At 69.0% G+C, this 15,234-nt stretch carries 15 protein-coding genes; 8 read left to right on the forward strand and 7 right to left on the reverse strand.

The window, feature by feature from the left end:
* Positions 1 to 41 precede the first annotated feature (41 nt).
* Positions 42 to 1,484 carry a Fe-S cluster assembly protein SufB gene (gene sufB, locus MKP05_RS17450; protein WP_110282001.1) on the reverse strand — a complete coding sequence of 481 codons (1,443 nt, stop codon included), beginning with the start codon at positions 1,482 to 1,484 and terminating at the stop codon, positions 42 to 44.
* A 72-nt stretch (positions 1,485 to 1,556) separates the two neighbouring features.
* Positions 1,557 to 2,021 (reverse strand): SUF system Fe-S cluster assembly regulator, encoded by a 465-nt coding sequence (locus tag MKP05_RS17455; RefSeq protein ID WP_110282002.1) that lies wholly within the window; start codon positions 2,019 to 2,021, stop codon positions 1,557 to 1,559.
* Between the two features lie 443 nt (positions 2,022 to 2,464).
* Here MKP05_RS17455 and MKP05_RS17460 point away from each other — a divergent pair, with 443 nt between their 5' ends.
* The 3 genes from MKP05_RS17460 (at position 2,465) to MKP05_RS17470 (ending at position 5,359) form a co-directional block, all read left to right on the forward strand.
* Positions 2,465 to 3,232, forward strand: a complete 768-nt coding sequence (locus MKP05_RS17460) for a class I SAM-dependent methyltransferase (RefSeq protein ID WP_240569457.1) — start codon at positions 2,465 to 2,467, stop codon at positions 3,230 to 3,232.
* Positions 3,233 to 3,246: 14 nt separating this feature from the next.
* Complete coding sequence (locus MKP05_RS17465) at positions 3,247 to 4,149, forward strand: complex I NDUFA9 subunit family protein (protein WP_240569458.1); 903 nt, start codon at positions 3,247 to 3,249, stop codon at positions 4,147 to 4,149.
* A 103-nt stretch (positions 4,150 to 4,252) separates the two neighbouring features.
* Positions 4,253 to 5,359: a histone deacetylase family protein gene (locus MKP05_RS17470; protein WP_240569459.1), complete on the forward strand. Its 1,107-nt coding sequence runs from the start codon at positions 4,253 to 4,255 to the stop codon at positions 5,357 to 5,359.
* Positions 5,360 to 5,450: 91 nt separating this feature from the next.
* Here the strand turns inward: MKP05_RS17470 and gloA are convergent, their stop codons facing one another.
* From gloA to MKP05_RS17485, 3 genes are all read right to left on the reverse strand, one after another.
* The gene (gloA, locus tag MKP05_RS17475) at positions 5,451 to 5,984 is read right to left on the reverse strand and encodes a lactoylglutathione lyase (RefSeq protein WP_240569460.1); all 534 of its coding nucleotides are present in this window, start codon (positions 5,982 to 5,984) and stop codon (positions 5,451 to 5,453) included.
* 194 nt (positions 5,985 to 6,178) lie between these two features.
* A complete protein-coding gene (locus MKP05_RS17480) occupies positions 6,179 to 7,306 on the reverse strand; it encodes a CapA family protein (RefSeq protein WP_240569461.1) in 1,128 nt (375 codons plus the stop codon).
* Between the two features lie 15 nt (positions 7,307 to 7,321).
* Positions 7,322 to 8,260, reverse strand: coding sequence for a hypothetical protein (locus tag MKP05_RS17485; protein WP_240569462.1), 939 nt, complete (start codon positions 8,258 to 8,260; stop codon positions 7,322 to 7,324).
* A gap of 449 nt (positions 8,261 to 8,709) precedes the next feature.
* On the opposite strand from MKP05_RS17485, the gene MKP05_RS17490 reads away from it, so the two are divergent.
* The 3 genes from MKP05_RS17490 (at position 8,710) to MKP05_RS17500 (ending at position 11,627) form a co-directional block, all read left to right on the forward strand.
* On the forward strand, positions 8,710 to 9,300 hold the full coding sequence (locus MKP05_RS17490; RefSeq protein ID WP_219999868.1) for an NADPH-dependent FMN reductase: 591 nt from the start codon (positions 8,710 to 8,712) through the stop codon (positions 9,298 to 9,300).
* 74 nt (positions 9,301 to 9,374) lie between these two features.
* Complete coding sequence (locus tag MKP05_RS17495; RefSeq protein WP_240569463.1) at positions 9,375 to 11,120, forward strand: M14 family metallopeptidase; 1,746 nt, start codon at positions 9,375 to 9,377, stop codon at positions 11,118 to 11,120.
* A gap of 57 nt (positions 11,121 to 11,177) precedes the next feature.
* Positions 11,178 to 11,627, forward strand: a complete 450-nt coding sequence (locus MKP05_RS17500) for a GNAT family N-acetyltransferase (protein ID WP_240569464.1) — start codon at positions 11,178 to 11,180, stop codon at positions 11,625 to 11,627.
* A gap of 42 nt (positions 11,628 to 11,669) precedes the next feature.
* Here MKP05_RS17500 and MKP05_RS17505 read toward each other — a convergent pair whose 3' ends face one another.
* Positions 11,670 to 12,326 carry a TetR/AcrR family transcriptional regulator gene (locus tag MKP05_RS17505; RefSeq protein ID WP_110282011.1) on the reverse strand — a complete coding sequence of 219 codons (657 nt, stop codon included), beginning with the start codon at positions 12,324 to 12,326 and terminating at the stop codon, positions 11,670 to 11,672.
* A gap of 91 nt (positions 12,327 to 12,417) precedes the next feature.
* Here MKP05_RS17505 and fabF point away from each other — a divergent pair, with 91 nt between their 5' ends.
* Positions 12,418 to 13,683 (forward strand): beta-ketoacyl-ACP synthase II, encoded by a 1,266-nt coding sequence (gene fabF, locus MKP05_RS17510; RefSeq protein WP_110282012.1) that lies wholly within the window; start codon positions 12,418 to 12,420, stop codon positions 13,681 to 13,683.
* A 36-nt stretch (positions 13,684 to 13,719) separates the two neighbouring features.
* Here the strand turns inward: fabF and MKP05_RS17515 are convergent, their stop codons facing one another.
* Positions 13,720 to 14,091 carry a thiol-disulfide oxidoreductase DCC family protein gene (locus MKP05_RS17515; RefSeq protein ID WP_110282013.1) on the reverse strand — a complete coding sequence of 124 codons (372 nt, stop codon included), beginning with the start codon at positions 14,089 to 14,091 and terminating at the stop codon, positions 13,720 to 13,722.
* Between the two features lie 170 nt (positions 14,092 to 14,261).
* Between MKP05_RS17515 and MKP05_RS17520 the strand changes: the two genes are divergently transcribed.
* Positions 14,262 to 15,224, forward strand: a complete 963-nt coding sequence (locus tag MKP05_RS17520; RefSeq protein WP_240569465.1) for a zinc metalloprotease HtpX — start codon at positions 14,262 to 14,264, stop codon at positions 15,222 to 15,224.
* The last annotated feature ends 10 nt before the right edge of the window (positions 15,225 to 15,234 follow it).

The raw sequence follows: 15,234 nt of genomic DNA on the forward strand, positions 1-15,234 counted from the left end.
GCCCGCGCGGCGCCGATACGTTCGGTGGTTTCCGCGGCGGCCTAGCCAACCGCCCCTTCGAGGGTGACATTCAGCAGCGCCTCGGCCTCGACGGCGAACTCCATCGGCAGCTCCTGGAAGACGTCCTTGCAGAAGCCGTTGACGATCATGCTGACCGCATCCTCCTCGGAGATACCGCGGCTCTGGCAGTAGAACAGCTGGTCCTCGCCGATCTTGGAGGTGGTCGCCTCGTGCTCGACGGTGGCGCTGCTGTTGCCGATCTCCTGATAGGGGAAGGTGTGGGCGCCGCACCGGTCGCCGATCAGCAGGGAGTCGCACTGGGTGAAGTTGCGCGCGTTCTTCGCCCGCGGCCCCACCTTGACCAACCCCCGATAGGACTGGTTGGCGCGTCCGGCGGAGATGCCCTTGGAGACGATGTAGGAGCGGGTGCCCTCGCCGATATGAATCATCTTGGTGCCGGTGTCGGCCTGCTGGCGGCCGTTGGTCACCGCCACGGAGTAGAACTCGCCGATGCTGTCGCGGCCGCGCAGCACGCAGGACGGATACTTCCAGGTGATGGCGGAGCCGGTCTCGACCTGGGTCCAGCTGATGCGCGAGCGGTCGCCGCGGCAGTCGCCACGCTTGGTGACGAAGTTGTAGATGCCGCCCTTGCCGTCCTCGTCGCCGGGGTACCAGTTCTGCACCGTGGAGTACTTGATGTAGGCGTCCTCCAGGGCCACCAGCTCGACCACCGCGGCGTGGAGCTGGTTCTCGTCGCGCATCGGCGCGGTGCAGCCCTCCAGGTACGACACCTGGGCGCGGCTCTCGCAGATGATCAGGGTGCGCTCGAACTGGCCGGTGTTGGCGGCGTTGATGCGGAAGTAGGTCGAGAGCTCCATGGGGCAGGTCACGCCCTCGGGCACGAACACGAAGGAGCCGTCGGTGAACACCGCCGAATTGAGCGCCGCGAAGTAGTTGTCCCCCTGGGGCACCACGGTGCCCAGGTACTGCTTGACCAGCTCCGGGTACTCGCGAATCGCCTCGGAGATCGAGCAGAAGATCACCCCCGCCTCGTGCAGCTTCTCCTTGAAGGTGGTGGCCACCGAGACGGAGTCGAACACCGCGTCAACCGCTACCCCGGCCAGCGCCGCCCGCTCGTGCAGCGGAATGCCCAGCTTCTCGTAGGTCTCGAGCAGCTTGGGGTCGACCTCGTCGAGGCTCTGGGGACGGTCCTCCGGCCGCTTGGGCGCGCTGTAGTAGGAGATCGCCTGGTAGTCGATGGCCGGGTAGTCCAGGTGCGCCCAGGAGGGCGGCGTCATCTTCAGCCACTGATGGTAGGCCTTGAGGCGCCACTCGAGCATCCACTCCGGCTCGCCCTTCTTGTTCGAGATGAAGGCGATGGTGCTCTCGTCGAGACCGGGCGGTACCGTGTCGCTCTCGATGTCGGTCACGAACCCTTCCTTGTAGTCGCGACGGACGAGCTGTTCCATTTCCTGACTTGCCATGATGCTTCCCCTCCCGGGCGGTTGGGTCGGCGAGCCGTGCTCGCCTCGGGTAATGAATCCGGTTCGGTGGGCTCAGGCCGTGTCGGCGGCCAGGCTCACGCTCTGTATGGGTAGCTGCACCGGCAGCTTGAGCGGCGCGGTATCGGCCAGGTGGGCCAGCGTCACGCTGTCGAGCAGGGTGCGCACCCCCAGTGAAACGCGCTGCCAGTTGTCGGCGACCCCGCAGGTGGCGGCGAGATCACAGTCGCCCTCGGCGTGGCTGCATTCGGTCATCGCTACCGGCCCCTCGATGGCGGTGATGATGTCGATGGCGGTGATCTTTGATGCCGGCCGCGCCAGGGAGTACCCCCCCTGGGCGCCGCGGTGCGATTCCAGCAATCCCGCCTTGACCAGCATCTTCAGGGTCTTGCTGACCGTGGGATGCGGCAGCTGCACCGCCTCGGCGAGCTCCGCCGCCGCATGCGACTGGTCGGGGTGCCTGGCGATATGCGCCATCACCACCGCGGCATAGTCGGTCAGCCGTGAAAGCTTGAGCATGCCTGACTCCTCAGGGCGCAGGTCTGAACGGACCCGCGATCGATTGGGGACCATTTTAGTCCTGTATGATTTCGATGTGAAGCCCCCCGACCACTTCTCGTGCGCAAGCGGCAGGATGCCGGCATGATCAGCGCCGATCCCATCAAAAACGCCAATCATTCTCATTTGCCACCGCTATCGATCCCCCACCACACATGGATCGGAACCATCCATTCCACGCACTGCAGATCGTCATCCATTGCCAAAACAAATAGATAACCGGCTCTGCTAAGCTTGTGGCATTCGAACGGGTCAAGTCGATGGGCGTGGCGGAGGGCATCACCAACCTCTCGCACGCCGCTATCGCCCGCGCTCGCTGATCCGCGCGTTGATGGCCGGCTACCGGTAATGGGTTAACCTGAAGCCAGTACGGCACGCATCCTGCCCCAGCCATGGAGCCTCCCATGACCGATGTCCCGCACAACGCCCCCGGCCAGCACTGGAGCGCCAATGGCTATGCCCAGCACGCCGACTTCGTACCGGCCCTGGGGAGCGCCGTGGCCGAACTGCTGGCACCACGACCCGGCGAGCGTATCCTCGACCTGGGCTGTGGCGACGGCGCCCTGAGCGAGGTGCTGGCCGAGTCCGGTGCCACCCTGGTCGGGGTCGATGCCTCGGCCGACATGGTCGACGCCGCCCGGGCCCGTGGCCTGGATGCCCGGGTGGTGGATGCCCACAACCTGCCCTTCGATCACGAGTTCGACGCCGTCTTCAGCAACGCCGCCCTGCACTGGATGCTCAACCACGAGGCGGTGGTCGCCGGCGTCCGGCGGGCGCTGAAGCCGGGCGGACGCTTCGTCGCCGAGTTCGGCGGCCACGGCAATGTCGCCGCCATCTGCACCGCCCTGCTGGCGGCCCTGCAGGTTCGCGGCATCAGCGGCAAGGCCCGTTTCCCCTGGTACTTCCCCACCGCCGAGGAGTATCGCGACTGCCTGGAGGCCGCCGGCTTCAGGGTCGAGACCCTCGAGCTGATTCCCCGCCCCACGCCCTTGCCCACCGGCATGGCCGGCTGGCTCGCCACCTTCGCCAACCCCTTCCTGCACGGCCTCGAGGATGACGTGCGCGAGGCGGTGCTGGACGACGCCCTCGCCTGGCTGGCCCCCAGCCTGTGCGACAGCCACGGCAACTGGACGGCCGACTATGTGCGGCTGAGACTCAAGGCACACTGCTGACGGGAGGCACCGCCATGACCCGGGGCCCGATCACGGTCTTCGGCGGCACCGGTTTCCTGGGCCGCGCCATCGTCCGCGAGCTGGCGGACGCCGGCCAGGCGGTGCGCATCGCCGCCCGCCACCCGGCCCTGCCCGACTGGGCCGAGGACGGCGACCGGCTCGAGCCCGTCACCGCCGATATCCGTGACGAGGCCAGCACGGCCGCCGCCCTTGCCGGCGCCAGCGCCGCGGTCAATGCGGTGAGCCTCTATGTAGAGTCCCGCCAGGCGAGCTTCGAGGCCATCCATGTGGAAGGCGCAAGCCGCCTGGCGCGCCTGGCGCGACAGGCCGGTATCGAGCGGCTGGTGCAGATCTCCGGCATCGGCGCTACCCCGCACTCGGCCTCGGCCTATGTGCGTGCCCGGGCCCGGGGTGAAGCCGCCGTGCTCGAGGCCCTGCCCAGGGCGATCATCGTGCGTCCCAGCGTGCTGTTCGGCCCCGGCGACGCCTTCCTCTCCACCCTCGCCGGCCTCACTCGCCTGCCGCTGATCCCGCTGTTCGGCAACGGCGAGACCCGGCTGCAGCCGGTGCATGTGGTGGACGTCGCCCGGGCCCTGATCCGGCTGCTCGGCGAGCCGCTCACCGAGCGCCGGCTGTTCGAGCTGGGCGGGCCGGACGTGATGCGCTACCGCGAGATCCTCGAACTGGTGCTGGCTCACCTGAAGCGCGACCGGCGGCTGCTGCCGGTGCCCTTCGTCGCCTGGCGGACGCTGGCGGCACTGGCCTCGGCCCTGCCCAGCCCTCCCCTGACCCGCGACCAGGTGATCCTGATGCAGCGGGACAACCTCGTCGGTGACGGCGTCGGCACCTTCGACGACCTGGGCATCGGCCCGCGTTCGCTGCGCGATAGCCTGCCGGAGTGCCTGGCCACCGAGTGAGTTCATCGACACCCGTTCCCCCCGACGACCCTGCCCCGTCTATGCTGTAGCCACACACTTCGCCTGAATCGCCTTTTCGCTGCACACCCATGGAGCTTGTATTGTGGCCGACGAGAACAGCGTGATCGCCTTCTATGACGAGCGGATGCTGGCCCATGAACCGGATATCGAGGTGCCTTTCCTGCCGGGTCGCATGGACGATCGTATCCGCTCACTGTTGTCGGAGCTGGGCGTCCCCTGGAAGTATCCGGAACACCCCGCCAGGCTCACCGCCATCCGGCATCTTCTGGAACTCGAGCCGGTTCCCGGCGTGACCTTCGAGTCGGGCATGGCGGCGACGCGGGAGCAGCTGGGGCGCGTGCACACCAGTTCCTACCTGGACCACATCTTCGAGCTTCGCGGCCAGAGTGCCTGGCTGGATGTGGACACCACGGCCGTGTCACCCGGTAGCGTCGACGCCGCCGAGGTGGCCGCCGGCACGGCGATCGCCGCCGTCGAGGCCGTCGTCGCGGGAAGAGCCGAGAGCAGTTTCGCGCTGGTGAGACCCCCCGGTCACCATGCCGAGCCGGTGCGCGCCCGCGGCTTCTGCCTGTTCAACAATGTGGCGGTGGCCGCCGCTCATGCCCGCACGGCACTGGGCTGTGCGCGAGTGATGATCGTCGACTGGGATGCCCACCACGGCAACGGCACCCAGGATATCTTCTGGGCCGACCCGGATGTGCTGTTCTTCGACCTGCACCGCGCCGCCCCCTTCTATCCCGGCACGGGGAGTCTCGAGGAGATCGGCATGGGCCTGGGGGATGGCACCAACGTCAATGTTCCTCTCCCCGCCGACGCCGGCGACGCCGCCTACCTCAAGGCCTTTCGCGAGATCCTGGTACCGGCGGCCGACTGGTTCCAGCCCGACCTGATCCTGGTCTCGACCGGTTTCGATCCGCACAGCCATGACCTGGCCCTGGAGGTCTCCTATGACGGCTTCGCCGCCATGACCGGCATCCTCAAGGCCCTGGCCCGCCGGCACTGCCAGGGACGCCTGGTCTTCGTGCTGGAGGGCGGCTACAACCTGATCTCGCTGTCACGCGGTGTCAGGTCGGTGCTGCGGGTGCTGGCCGGCGACGAGCCGCCGGAACCCGGCCAGCGGGGCATCGCCGAGGTCGAGGCCGCGGCGGGCTTTCACCGCGCTGCCTTCGTCGGGCCACCCCCGGACTGACCCGGCGAACGCAGGGAACGGGGCCGGCCAGCCTCGCAGGTGGCACGCAAGCGACTTCCCGGATCACGATGCCGGGCTCGGGCCGGCGGAGTCAGTCGCCCAGGGCGGCGAGTCGCTCGGCCTGGACCACCTCGATCCAGTAGCCATCGCGGTCCTTGACGAAGACCACGTTCTTCATCTTGCCCTGGTCCGAGCGCTTGACGAACTCGACCTCGTTGGCGTCGAACCAGGCCTCGGCCGCCTCGAGATCGGGTACCGAGAAGCAGATATGGCCGAAGCCCTGGGGCTCGGCGTTGCCGTCGTGGTAGGCGAAGTCCGCCTGCTCCTCGGTGCCCCAGTTGTGGGTCAACTCCAGCACGCCGCGCTGGCTGAAGGTCCAGACCGTGCGCTCGCCGGTCGCTTCGGGCACGGTCTCGCCGGCTTCCGGCCGGGCCAGGAAGTAGAGCGAGAATTGCATCTCCTCGAAATCCAGCCGGCGCAGCACGCGCATGCCGAACACCCGGGTATAGAAGGCCAGCGCCCTCTCCGGGTCCTTTACCCGCAGCATGGTGTGGTTGAGGCGAAAGCCGTCGGACTCCGCTGTCGGCGACTGCACGCCGGGATACTGCTCACCCTGAAAGCTCATCTTGATCTCCTTTTCGCTGCACAGTGCGCGGGCACCCCGCCAGGCCGGGTGCCCGCTATCGGATTCAGGCCTCGTCTACCCGCCATGGTGGCCGTACTGGCCCAGGGCCCCGGTGAAGGGCTCCCAGGCACAGGGATCGAGAAAGGCTGCCATGAACGGCGGGCCCGGCGCCAGGGTCTCCCCTCGCCACCGGGCTATCCACGCCACTCGAGGACCAGCCGCCCGTGCGCGTCGAGCCGCACCCCGGTGCCGAACCGCCGCCCTTCCCGATTCAGCATCCGGCACAGCCACTGCGCCTCGTCGGGCGTCGCCCGGTTCAGGCGAAAGTGACGCAGCCGCATGGGCACCAGGACCAGCCGCGCCAGGCGGCCATCGGCCAGCCCGAGCGTCGGCAAGTAGAGCAGCACCAGATCACTGCGGAAGCCCTCGTGCCCGGAGATGCCTTCATAGTCATTGATCAGGTCGCCGCAGCCGTAGAGGATCAGCTTGCCGCGGTGCACCTCGATGCCCAGGGGGTGATGGGAAGAGTGCCCCCAGACGAGATCGATGCCGGCCTCGTCGACGAGCCGATGGGCAAAACGCCGATGCGCGCGAGGAATCTCGTAGCCCCAGTTGCCGCCCCAGTGCAGCGAGACCACGGCGAGGTCCCCCGGCTCCCGACGCCTGGCGATCTCGGTTGCAATGGCACCCACGGCATCGGCCGTGAGCTCGGGCAACAGGTGGATGCCGGGCCGCTCATCGGTGGCCGCCCAGGCCCTGGGGATGCCGCTGCTGGGTGCCCCCAGGGCCAGCAGCCATACCCGACCCCCCGGCACGTCGAAGGGCACCGGCGCCAGCGCCTCTGCGCGGCGGCGCCCGGCCCCCACGGTGCGCAATCCGGCGCCTTCGAGCACCTCCAGGGTCTCGACGAGGCCATCCGGCCCCCAGTCGAGCACATGGTTGTTGGCCAGCACGCAGCCCTCCACCCCGGCGGCACCGAGCACGGGCAGGTTGGCCGGATGCATGCGGTAGTTGATGCCCTTGGGCTGGGCATCGTCGCTGGTGGTGACCGCCGTCTCCAGGTTGACCAGCCGCAGGTCCGGCGCCAGGCGGTCCAGTTCCTCCAGGGCATCGCCCCAGATGTAGGCGAAGTCCTGGGGCCGGGGGATGGGGCCGGTCGCCCGTTCGGCCAGCGAGACATAGCCGATGGCCGACGTCATGTACGATTCGAAGAGTCGGGGATCGCCGGGATGGGGCAAGACCTGGTCGATGCCGCGCCCGGTCATCACATCCCCGGTCAGCCACAGGGTCGTATCGGTCGCGTCGCGACGTGGGGAAGCCATCGGTGCATGCCTCCGTTATCGGATTCTCTGCGCCTCTTCCCCGGCCAGGGCCTGCTGGTGCTCGTACTCGCGCCGCTTCTGGTCGAGGTAGGTGGCCCGGTCGATCTCGAAGAGCTGGCGGGGGTAGCGCATCGTCAGGGTGAACCAGCGCTGCAGGCTGGCGTCGAGCCGTTCGGCCTCGGGCAGCATGCGGGTATCCAGATGCGCCTCGAGGGCCAGGTAGAAACGCATGACGTTGCGCTCGATCATGCCCCGGGTGCCGCCCACATGGGTCGGCTGCCCGTCCGCTCCCGTGCCTTCCAGCGTGAACCCCACACGATCGCGCCCACCGAAGGTGAAATAGCCACGCAGGGCGAGCCGCGCCCGCATGCCGAAGACCAGGGAGTAGCGCAGCTGGACCAGGCTGTGATCGTCGTCATCGGGCACCGCCCGCAACTGCAGGCGAAAGGCGCGGGTGCCGTAGGGCCCCTCGTCCCCCTCCAGTGCCACATCCAGGTAGCGCGGCTGGCGGGCGACGACCCGCCATCGCAGGTCGAGACGCTCGGCGTCCGCCGGGTTGGCCTGGTCCTGGCGCCCCACGAAAAGCGCCAGGGCAATGCCCTCGGCGCTCCCCCCCGGCCCGTGAAGGCAGCCCTTGACGTTCAGGTGCAGGAAGAGGATCTCGCACCAGGCCGCGGGCGAGGCGAGCTCCTCGGCGAGGCGCTCGAAGGGGTAATGGACCCGGGCGTGGACGCGGCCGCTCACCGAGTAGCTGCGCGCTTCCGACTCGACCTGCAGGGGCTCGTCGAAAGGGGAGCCGGCAATCACCTCCCGCCAGCTATCGCGCAGCCAGTCGTCCTGGGCCACGGCTGGTCCCGGCAGCAGCCAAGCCGGCCACGCCCAGAGCACCAGCCACACCGCCCAGGCGAGGCGATCCGCCCGGTCCGGGGGTATTCGCCGATATCCTCGTTCCATAGCGCCGGCGACTCCTGGATAAGGCCCTCCATCGGTGCGATGCATTCGGGCGCCTGGAGCACCTCCAGCTCGACGCCTCGGGAGCGCAGCAGCGCTTCCTCGCCGAGGAAGGTGCGGCTCTCGCCGATCACCACCCTCGGGATGCCGTAGAGCAGTGCTGCCCAGCTGCACCCGCCGGTTGCGCCCACGGTCGATGCCCACGCCCCGGTGCACCAGCACCGAGCCGATGGGAATGCCCCCTTCGGCGAGCCCCTGGCGGGCCTCCTCCCGGGCGGCCTGCATGTCCATGTCCACTCGTGAGGCTCCTGAGGCGGGACCATGCGAGTAGAGTACGTCGCCCTGCCCCCTCTCGCCAGGCCCCGTTTCGCCTGGCGCAGACAGCCCATGACGGCCACTCTTGCTAGGGAAGTTCGTGAAGAGGGAGGTATTTGCCCATGGAGCCCGAGAACATGACCGATCGCCCGATCCCGCCCCGCATCCTGGTCTTCGCCGGCAGCGCCCGGGAGGACTCTTTCAACAAGCAGCTGGCCCGCCTGGCCGCCGATCGCATCGAGGCGCTGGGCGGCGAGCCCACCTTCATCGACCTGCGCGACTACCCGTTGCCGCTCTACGACGGCGACCTGGAGGCCGAGAGCGGCCTGCCCGAGAACGCCCTGGCTCTGCGCAGGCTACTGGCCGAGCACCAGGGCCTGCTGATCGCCTCGCCGGAGTACAACGGCTTCATCACGCCACTGCTCAAGAACACCATCGACTGGCTCACCCGCCCCCATGAAGGCGACAGCGGGCTCAAGCTGTTCCAGGGGCGGGTCGCCGCGGTGGTCTCCGCCTCCCCCGGCGGGCTCGGTGGTATCCGCAGCCTGGCGCTGATCCGCCAGTTACTGGGCAATATCGGCGTGACGGTGCTGCCCGACCAGCTCGCCGTCGCCCGGGCCGCGGAGGCCTTCGATGACGACGGCAGCCTGGCAAGCGACGGCCAGCAGCAGAAGCTGGACACCATCTGCCGGCGGCTGATCGACACACTGGTCAGGCTCGGCGCCTGAGGCCCGCGATCCGGCGGGCCGGCCCGCAAAGTCAGCCATACTGACAGCGGAGCTTGGCAACCGGAGGCATCGGCATGGCGCAGGACGCACTCGATGGCCCTTTTCGTCATCGCTACCTGACCCACGAGGCGCTGACGCGACAGCTCGAGGAGTGGGCGCAGGCCTTCCCGCAGCTGGCTCGCCTGCAGAGCATCGGTACCACCCCCCAGGGGCGCGACATCTGGGTGCTGACCATCGGCCCCGAGCCGGAGCGTCGACGCCCCGGCGTCTGGGTCGACGGCAACATGCACGGAACCGAGCTGGCCGGCTCCAGTGTCGCCCTGGCCGTGGCCGAGGCAGCCCTGGCGCTGCACCTCGACCCCGAGGCCCTGCCAGGTGGCTGGCCCGAGCACCAGCGCCGCTTCCTGCGCGAGGTGCTGTTCTACGTCTGCCCGCGCATCTCGCCGGACGGCGCCGAGCAGGTGCTGCGCCAGCGCGGGTTCGTGCGCTCCGCCCCACGGCGCACCCCGGACAGCCCCGCCAGGCCCCACTGGCGTACCGAGGACCTGGACGGCGACGGCCAGTGCCGCTACCTGCGCCGACACGACGAGGCCGGCGACTTCGTCGAGTCGCCCGGCCACCCCGGCCTGATGCTGCCGCGCCGGGTGGAAGACCCGCCGCCCTACTGGCGCCTCTATCCCGAGGGCGTGATCGCACACTGGGACGGCGTGACGATCCCCGAACCCGACTGGCTGCGCGATACGCCGGACTTCAACCGCCACTTCCCCTGGGGCTGGCGGCCGGAGCCCGATCAGCTCGGCGCCGGCCACTACCCCGGCGACGAGCCCGAGCCCCGTGCCGTCATCGACTTCGCCCTCGCCCACCCCAACCTCTATGCCTGGCTGAACCTGCACACCTTCGGCGGCGTGTTCATCCGCCCGCTCGCCGATGCCCCCGACGATCGCATGGACCAGCACGACCTCGCCCTCTACCGGCAACTGGCCGCCTGGGGCCAGTCGCTGGTCGGCTACCCCACCGTCAGTGGCTTCGAGGAGTTCACCTACGAGCCGGACACCCCGCTGCACGGCGACCTCACCGACTTTGCCTACCATCAGCGAGGCTGCGTGGCCCAGGTCTGCGAACTCTGGGACCTCTTCCACCGGCTCGGCCGCCCCCGGCCCGAGCGTTTCATCGATCACTACACCGCCTTCGACCGCGAGGAGATGGAACGACTGGCACAGTGGGACCTCGTCAACAACCACGGTCGCCTGTTCCACCCCTGGCACCCCCTGGACCATCCGCAGCTGGGGGCGGTGGAGGTCGGTGGGCTGGATGCCTGCATCGGCATCTGGAACCCGCCGCCGGAGATCCTGCCGGCGATCTGCAACGGCCTGGTCACCTACTGGCTCCAAGTCGCCTCCCTCCTGCCGCGGCTGGTGATCGAGGCGGTGCGCTGCACATCCCTCGGCGACGGCTACCACGAGCTGACGGTGACAGTGGCCAACCACGGCTACCTGCCGAGCTATGGCGTGCAGGCCGCCCGCGAACGGCCCTGGAACAGCGGTGTCGAGGCCACGGCCAGCGCCGTGGGCTGCCGGCTGCATGACCCCGGCCAGGCTCGCCAGGTGCTGGGTCACCTGGAGGGCTGGGGCCGCGGGCTGGGCGACACCGCCCAGATGCCCTGGTTCCAGCGCTCCCGAGGCAACGGCCACCAGGCCCGTGTATGCTGGGTGATCCTGGGCGAGGGCGAGGTGACCGTGCGGATCGGCAGCCCGCGGCTGGGTGAGGTGCACCAGACGATCCCGCTCCCCGGGGAGTCCGGTGCACCGGGCGCCTGCTGAGCGGCCGCGACGCCTCTGCCCATGCGGCGGGTGATGCCCCCAAAGGAGGAGCATGCGATGGACATAGCACTGAAGGACGTCACCCGCGAGAACTTCGAGGCCGTCATTGCGCTGGAGGTAGCGATATCGCAGCGTGACTATGTCGCTGACAATCTGTACTCCATTGCCGAAGCGAGCTTCCATCCGACCTATCAGCCTCGCGCCATCTATTGCGACGGGGAAGTGGTCGGCTTTCTCATGTACGAATCCTTCGACCACGACGACCGGCCGCCTGCCTACAACATCTTCCGTCTCATGGTCGACCGACACCATCAGGGAAGAGGCATCGGGCACAGGGCCATGCAGTGCGTGCTGGACGAGATCAGGGCACAGGGCCCCTTCGAGCGGATCGCGATCTGCTATGTACCCACCAACCAGGTCGCCCGGGACTTCTACGCCAGCCTCGGCTTCCAGGAGACGGGGCTGAGCGAGGAGACCGGCGAGGTCATCGCCGAGATCCGGGGGTGACGATATCGCTCCCCCGTCGCCGCTCCGGGCAGGCGCCCGGCGTCAATCGCCACCCTGCCCGGCGGCGCCGAGCAGGCCCTCGAGCTCGCTCTCCCTGACGCCGAGCATGAGCAGGATCTGCCGTTGGGCGGCCTCGAGAAGGTTCCGCCGTTCCTCCTCCTCGGGCAGGCTCTTGGCGATGGCGACGGCGCCCACCAGGGAGGCGAGGATGGCGCGAGACTTCTCGGCGATGACCTGGCGATCGGGCTCGAAGGGCAGTTGCTTCAGGCGGCTCAGGGCGATGAGCCGGGTTTCCAGCATCTTCCTCATGCGCTGGTAGGAGGCCTCGAACAGGGTCCTGATCTCGGCGTTCTCGTTGCCTATCTCATTGAACAGCACCGTTTCCGGCCCCGGCTTGTGCTTGCGCTCCAGCTCCTGGAGGTTCCAGTAATTGGCCACCAGGGCCGTCAGGTGCTTCACTGACAAGGGCCCCTTGACCAGTCGCGCCGCGCGGCTGCCCTCCAGGGTTTCATGGACGGAGGCATTGTAGAGGGCCTCCTTCGATGCGAAGTGGGCATAGAAGGCGCCATGGGTCATCTTCGCCAGCTTCATGATCTGCCCGATGGAGACCTTGTCGAAGCCATGGCGACAGAACAACTCGGTGGCGGACGTCAGGATGCGCTCCCTGGATCTCGCCTTGTGCGCTGCTGAATATGGCATGACCACCTCGCCGTCACGAGACTGAATATTATCTTGATCATATCTAGCCCGATGCTAAGTTGGCCGCGACCCTTGACCTTCAGGAGACACCATGGAATCACCGATCGTCATCACGGGCATGGGCATGATCAGTCCCCTCGGATGCGGCGTCAAGGCAGCATGGCGCCGCCTGCTCGAGGGGCGTTCGGGCATCGGCCCGATCACCCGCTTCGACACCGGCGACCTGCCGATCAAGATCGCGGGGCTGGTCCCCACGATCGGCGACGACACCGAGGCCGGCTTCGACCTCGACCGGGTCGCCGACAGCAAGGAGCGCCGCAAGCTGGAGCTGTTCAGCCTCTACGCCCTGGCCGCCGCCCAACAGGCGCTGACCCAGGCCGGCTGGTTCCCCGAGGACGAGGCCGGACAGCAGGCCACCGCAACCATCGTGGGCACGGGAATCGGCGGCCTTCCCACCATCACCCAGGCGCAGGACACCCTGGTGCAGCGCGGCTACCGGCGCCTCTCCCCCTTCACCGTGCCGGCCTTCCTGGCCAACATGGCGGCGGGCAACCTCTCCATCCGGTACGGCTTCCGGGGCCCGCTGGGCTGCCCGGTCACGGCGTGCGCGGCGGGCCTCCAGGCCATCGGCGACGGCATGCGCCTGTTGCGCAGCGGCGAGGCCGATGTCGCCCTGGTGGGCGGCGCCGAGGCCTGTGTCGACCCGCTCTCGCTGGCCGGCTTCCACGCGCTGAAGGCGCTCTCCACCGAACGGGATGAGCCCACCCGAGCCTCGCGGCCCTTCGACCGGGCACGCAACGGCTTCGTAATCGGCGAGGGAGCGGGACTGATGGTGATCGAGACCCTGGCGCACGCCGAGGCGCGTGGTGCGACGCCGCTCGCGATCCTCAGCGGGTACGGCACCAGCGCCGACGCCTACCACATCACCGCCGGACCGGAAGATGGTGCCGGCGCCGCCGCGGCCATCCGGGCCGCCCTGCGCATGGCACAGCTGTCGCCCGAGGAGATCGGCTACATCAACGCCCACGCCACCTCGACGCCCGTGGGCGACCGCGCCGAGATCGCCTCGCTCAGGAGCGTGTTCGGGGATAGGCTCGCGGGCATCCCGATCTCCTCCACCAAGTCGGCCACCGGCCACCTGCTGGGCGCCGCCGGCGGTATCGAAAGCATCTTCTCCAGCCTGGCGGTGATGCAGGACCGGCTCCCCCCGACCCTGAACCTGGAGACCCCCGACGACGACATGCGGGACCTGGACTTCGTGCCCGGGGCGGCGCGCGACCAGCTCACCCGGCACGTCCTGTGCAACGGCTTCGGCTTCGGCGGGGTGAACGCCGCCCTGATCGTCAGCAAGGTGTAGGGGCACACCCGGGGAGGACGGCGAGGCGGCCCCCGGTCACGGAAGCCGCCCTTCCCGGGCCAGACGCCGCCGCACCCAGCGGCGGTAGGCCCGTTCCAGCAGCGCCTTCACCCCGGGCAGGTCGAGCAACCAGGCCAGCGGCCTGAGCCGCGGCACCCGGCGCATCAGCAGGATATAGGCGTCGATGCCTTCCACGATGCGCCCGCGGTGATCCTCCACATGCAGCGACAGCAACGCCTCGCGGGGCTCCACGCCCCGCTCTCGCAGCCGGGCCGCGTTATCGGTGACATCGATCCACTCCACCGCCTCGGCCGCCCCGCCGGCCCACCGTTCATAGCGCGCCCGGTCGCGCCGGCAGCCGGGACAGACGGCGTCGTAGTAGACCTTGAGGAGGGGCAGATCGCTCATGGGGGCTCCCATCGCCGGCGGTGTCGGCCAATGTCGGGGTACGCCTCAGAGCGTACCATGACCCAGCCGCCCGGGCTTCCTGAGAACCCAGGTGCCTTCTTCATCTCCCGGGTTTCGGATATCGTGGATTGACCCGTTGACGCACACCTCTGTCGGGAGCGAGGTTCACCGTGGCACTCGAACCGGGACGGCTCTGGCGCAGCCGCTTCAAGAATGGCCTGCAGACCCTGCTGATCATGGCCGGACTGGCCCTGGTGCTCTCCGTGCCGGGCTATCTCCTCGCCGGCGCCAGCGGCGTGCTCCTGTGCCTCGCGTCGGCGCTGCTGGCGGTGTATTTCAGCGGCTGGATCCCGGCCCGCCTGATCCTGGCCAACGCCGGCGCCGGGCTGCTCCGCCCTCACCAGGCCCCGGAACTCTATCGGGTCCTCGATATCCTCTATCGTCGGGCCGGCCTGGAGATCGCCCCGCTGCTCTACTACGCCCCGTCGCGTGACCTCAACGCCTTCGCCGTGGGTAGCCGGCACGACGGCGGCATTGCGGTCACCGAGGGCCTGCTGCGGGCGCTGGACCTGCGCCAACTGGCCGGCGTGCTCGCCCACGAGGTGAGCCACCTGCGCCACGGCGACACCCGAGTGATGTCGATGGCCGCCGCCATGACCCGCCTGACAATCTGGGTGACGACCCTGGTGCAGATCAGCCTGCTGGTGATGCTGCCCCTGGTCATGGCCGGGGAGCTCGTCGTGCCGTGGCTGCCACTGCTGCTGCTGGCCCTTGCCCCGACCCTCAGCACCCTGCTGCAGCTCGCGCTCTCCCGCAACCGCGAATACACCGCCGACCTGGAAGCCGCCGCCCTCACCGGCGACCCCCACGGCCTCGCTTCGGCCCTGGACGTGCTGGAGCGCTACCACGGCAGCTGGCTGACGACGATGTACGGCCGCTACCAGCCCGCCTGGCTCGACTGGCTGCGCACCCACCCGCCGACGGAAACGCGCATCCGCCGGCTGCGGGCGCTCGGCGCGCGGCCCCGACAGGCCGGCCCCCCTCCGGTCATCCGCCCCCCCGCCGAGGAGCCCCCGATCATCCTCGAACGCCCCGGCCCGCTGGGCGGACGCTACTGGATCCTGCGGCGCTGACGGGCCTCCT

Source organism: Halomonas flagellata, from assembly GCF_022487945.1.
GTDB lineage: Bacteria > Pseudomonadota > Gammaproteobacteria > Pseudomonadales > Halomonadaceae > Halomonas > Halomonas flagellata.

Coding starts and splice junctions, on each gene's coding strand:
- MKP05_RS17490 (WP_219999868.1), top strand. CDS start 8,710: ATGACCGATCGCCCGATCCCGCCCCGCATCCTGGTCTTCGCCGGCAGC.
- MKP05_RS17505 (WP_110282011.1), bottom strand. CDS start 12,326: ATGCCATATTCAGCAGCGCACAAGGCGAGATCCAGGGAGCGCATCCTG.
- MKP05_RS17465 (WP_240569458.1), top strand. CDS start 3,247: ATGACCCGGGGCCCGATCACGGTCTTCGGCGGCACCGGTTTCCTGGGC.
- sufB (WP_110282001.1), bottom strand. CDS start 1,484: ATGGCAAGTCAGGAAATGGAACAGCTCGTCCGTCGCGACTACAAGGAA.
- MKP05_RS17460 (WP_240569457.1), top strand. CDS start 2,465: ATGACCGATGTCCCGCACAACGCCCCCGGCCAGCACTGGAGCGCCAAT.
- fabF (WP_110282012.1), top strand. CDS start 12,418: ATGGAATCACCGATCGTCATCACGGGCATGGGCATGATCAGTCCCCTC.
- gloA (WP_240569460.1), bottom strand. CDS start 5,984: ATGAGCTTTCAGGGTGAGCAGTATCCCGGCGTGCAGTCGCCGACAGCG.
- MKP05_RS17485 (WP_240569462.1), bottom strand. CDS start 8,260: ATGGAACGAGGATATCGGCGAATACCCCCGGACCGGGCGGATCGCCTC.
- MKP05_RS17500 (WP_240569464.1), top strand. CDS start 11,178: ATGGACATAGCACTGAAGGACGTCACCCGCGAGAACTTCGAGGCCGTC.
- MKP05_RS17495 (WP_240569463.1), top strand. CDS start 9,375: ATGGCGCAGGACGCACTCGATGGCCCTTTTCGTCATCGCTACCTGACC.
- MKP05_RS17515 (WP_110282013.1), bottom strand. CDS start 14,091: ATGAGCGATCTGCCCCTCCTCAAGGTCTACTACGACGCCGTCTGTCCC.
- MKP05_RS17480 (WP_240569461.1), bottom strand. CDS start 7,306: ATGGCTTCCCCACGTCGCGACGCGACCGATACGACCCTGTGGCTGACC.
- MKP05_RS17455 (WP_110282002.1), bottom strand. CDS start 2,021: ATGCTCAAGCTTTCACGGCTGACCGACTATGCCGCGGTGGTGATGGCG.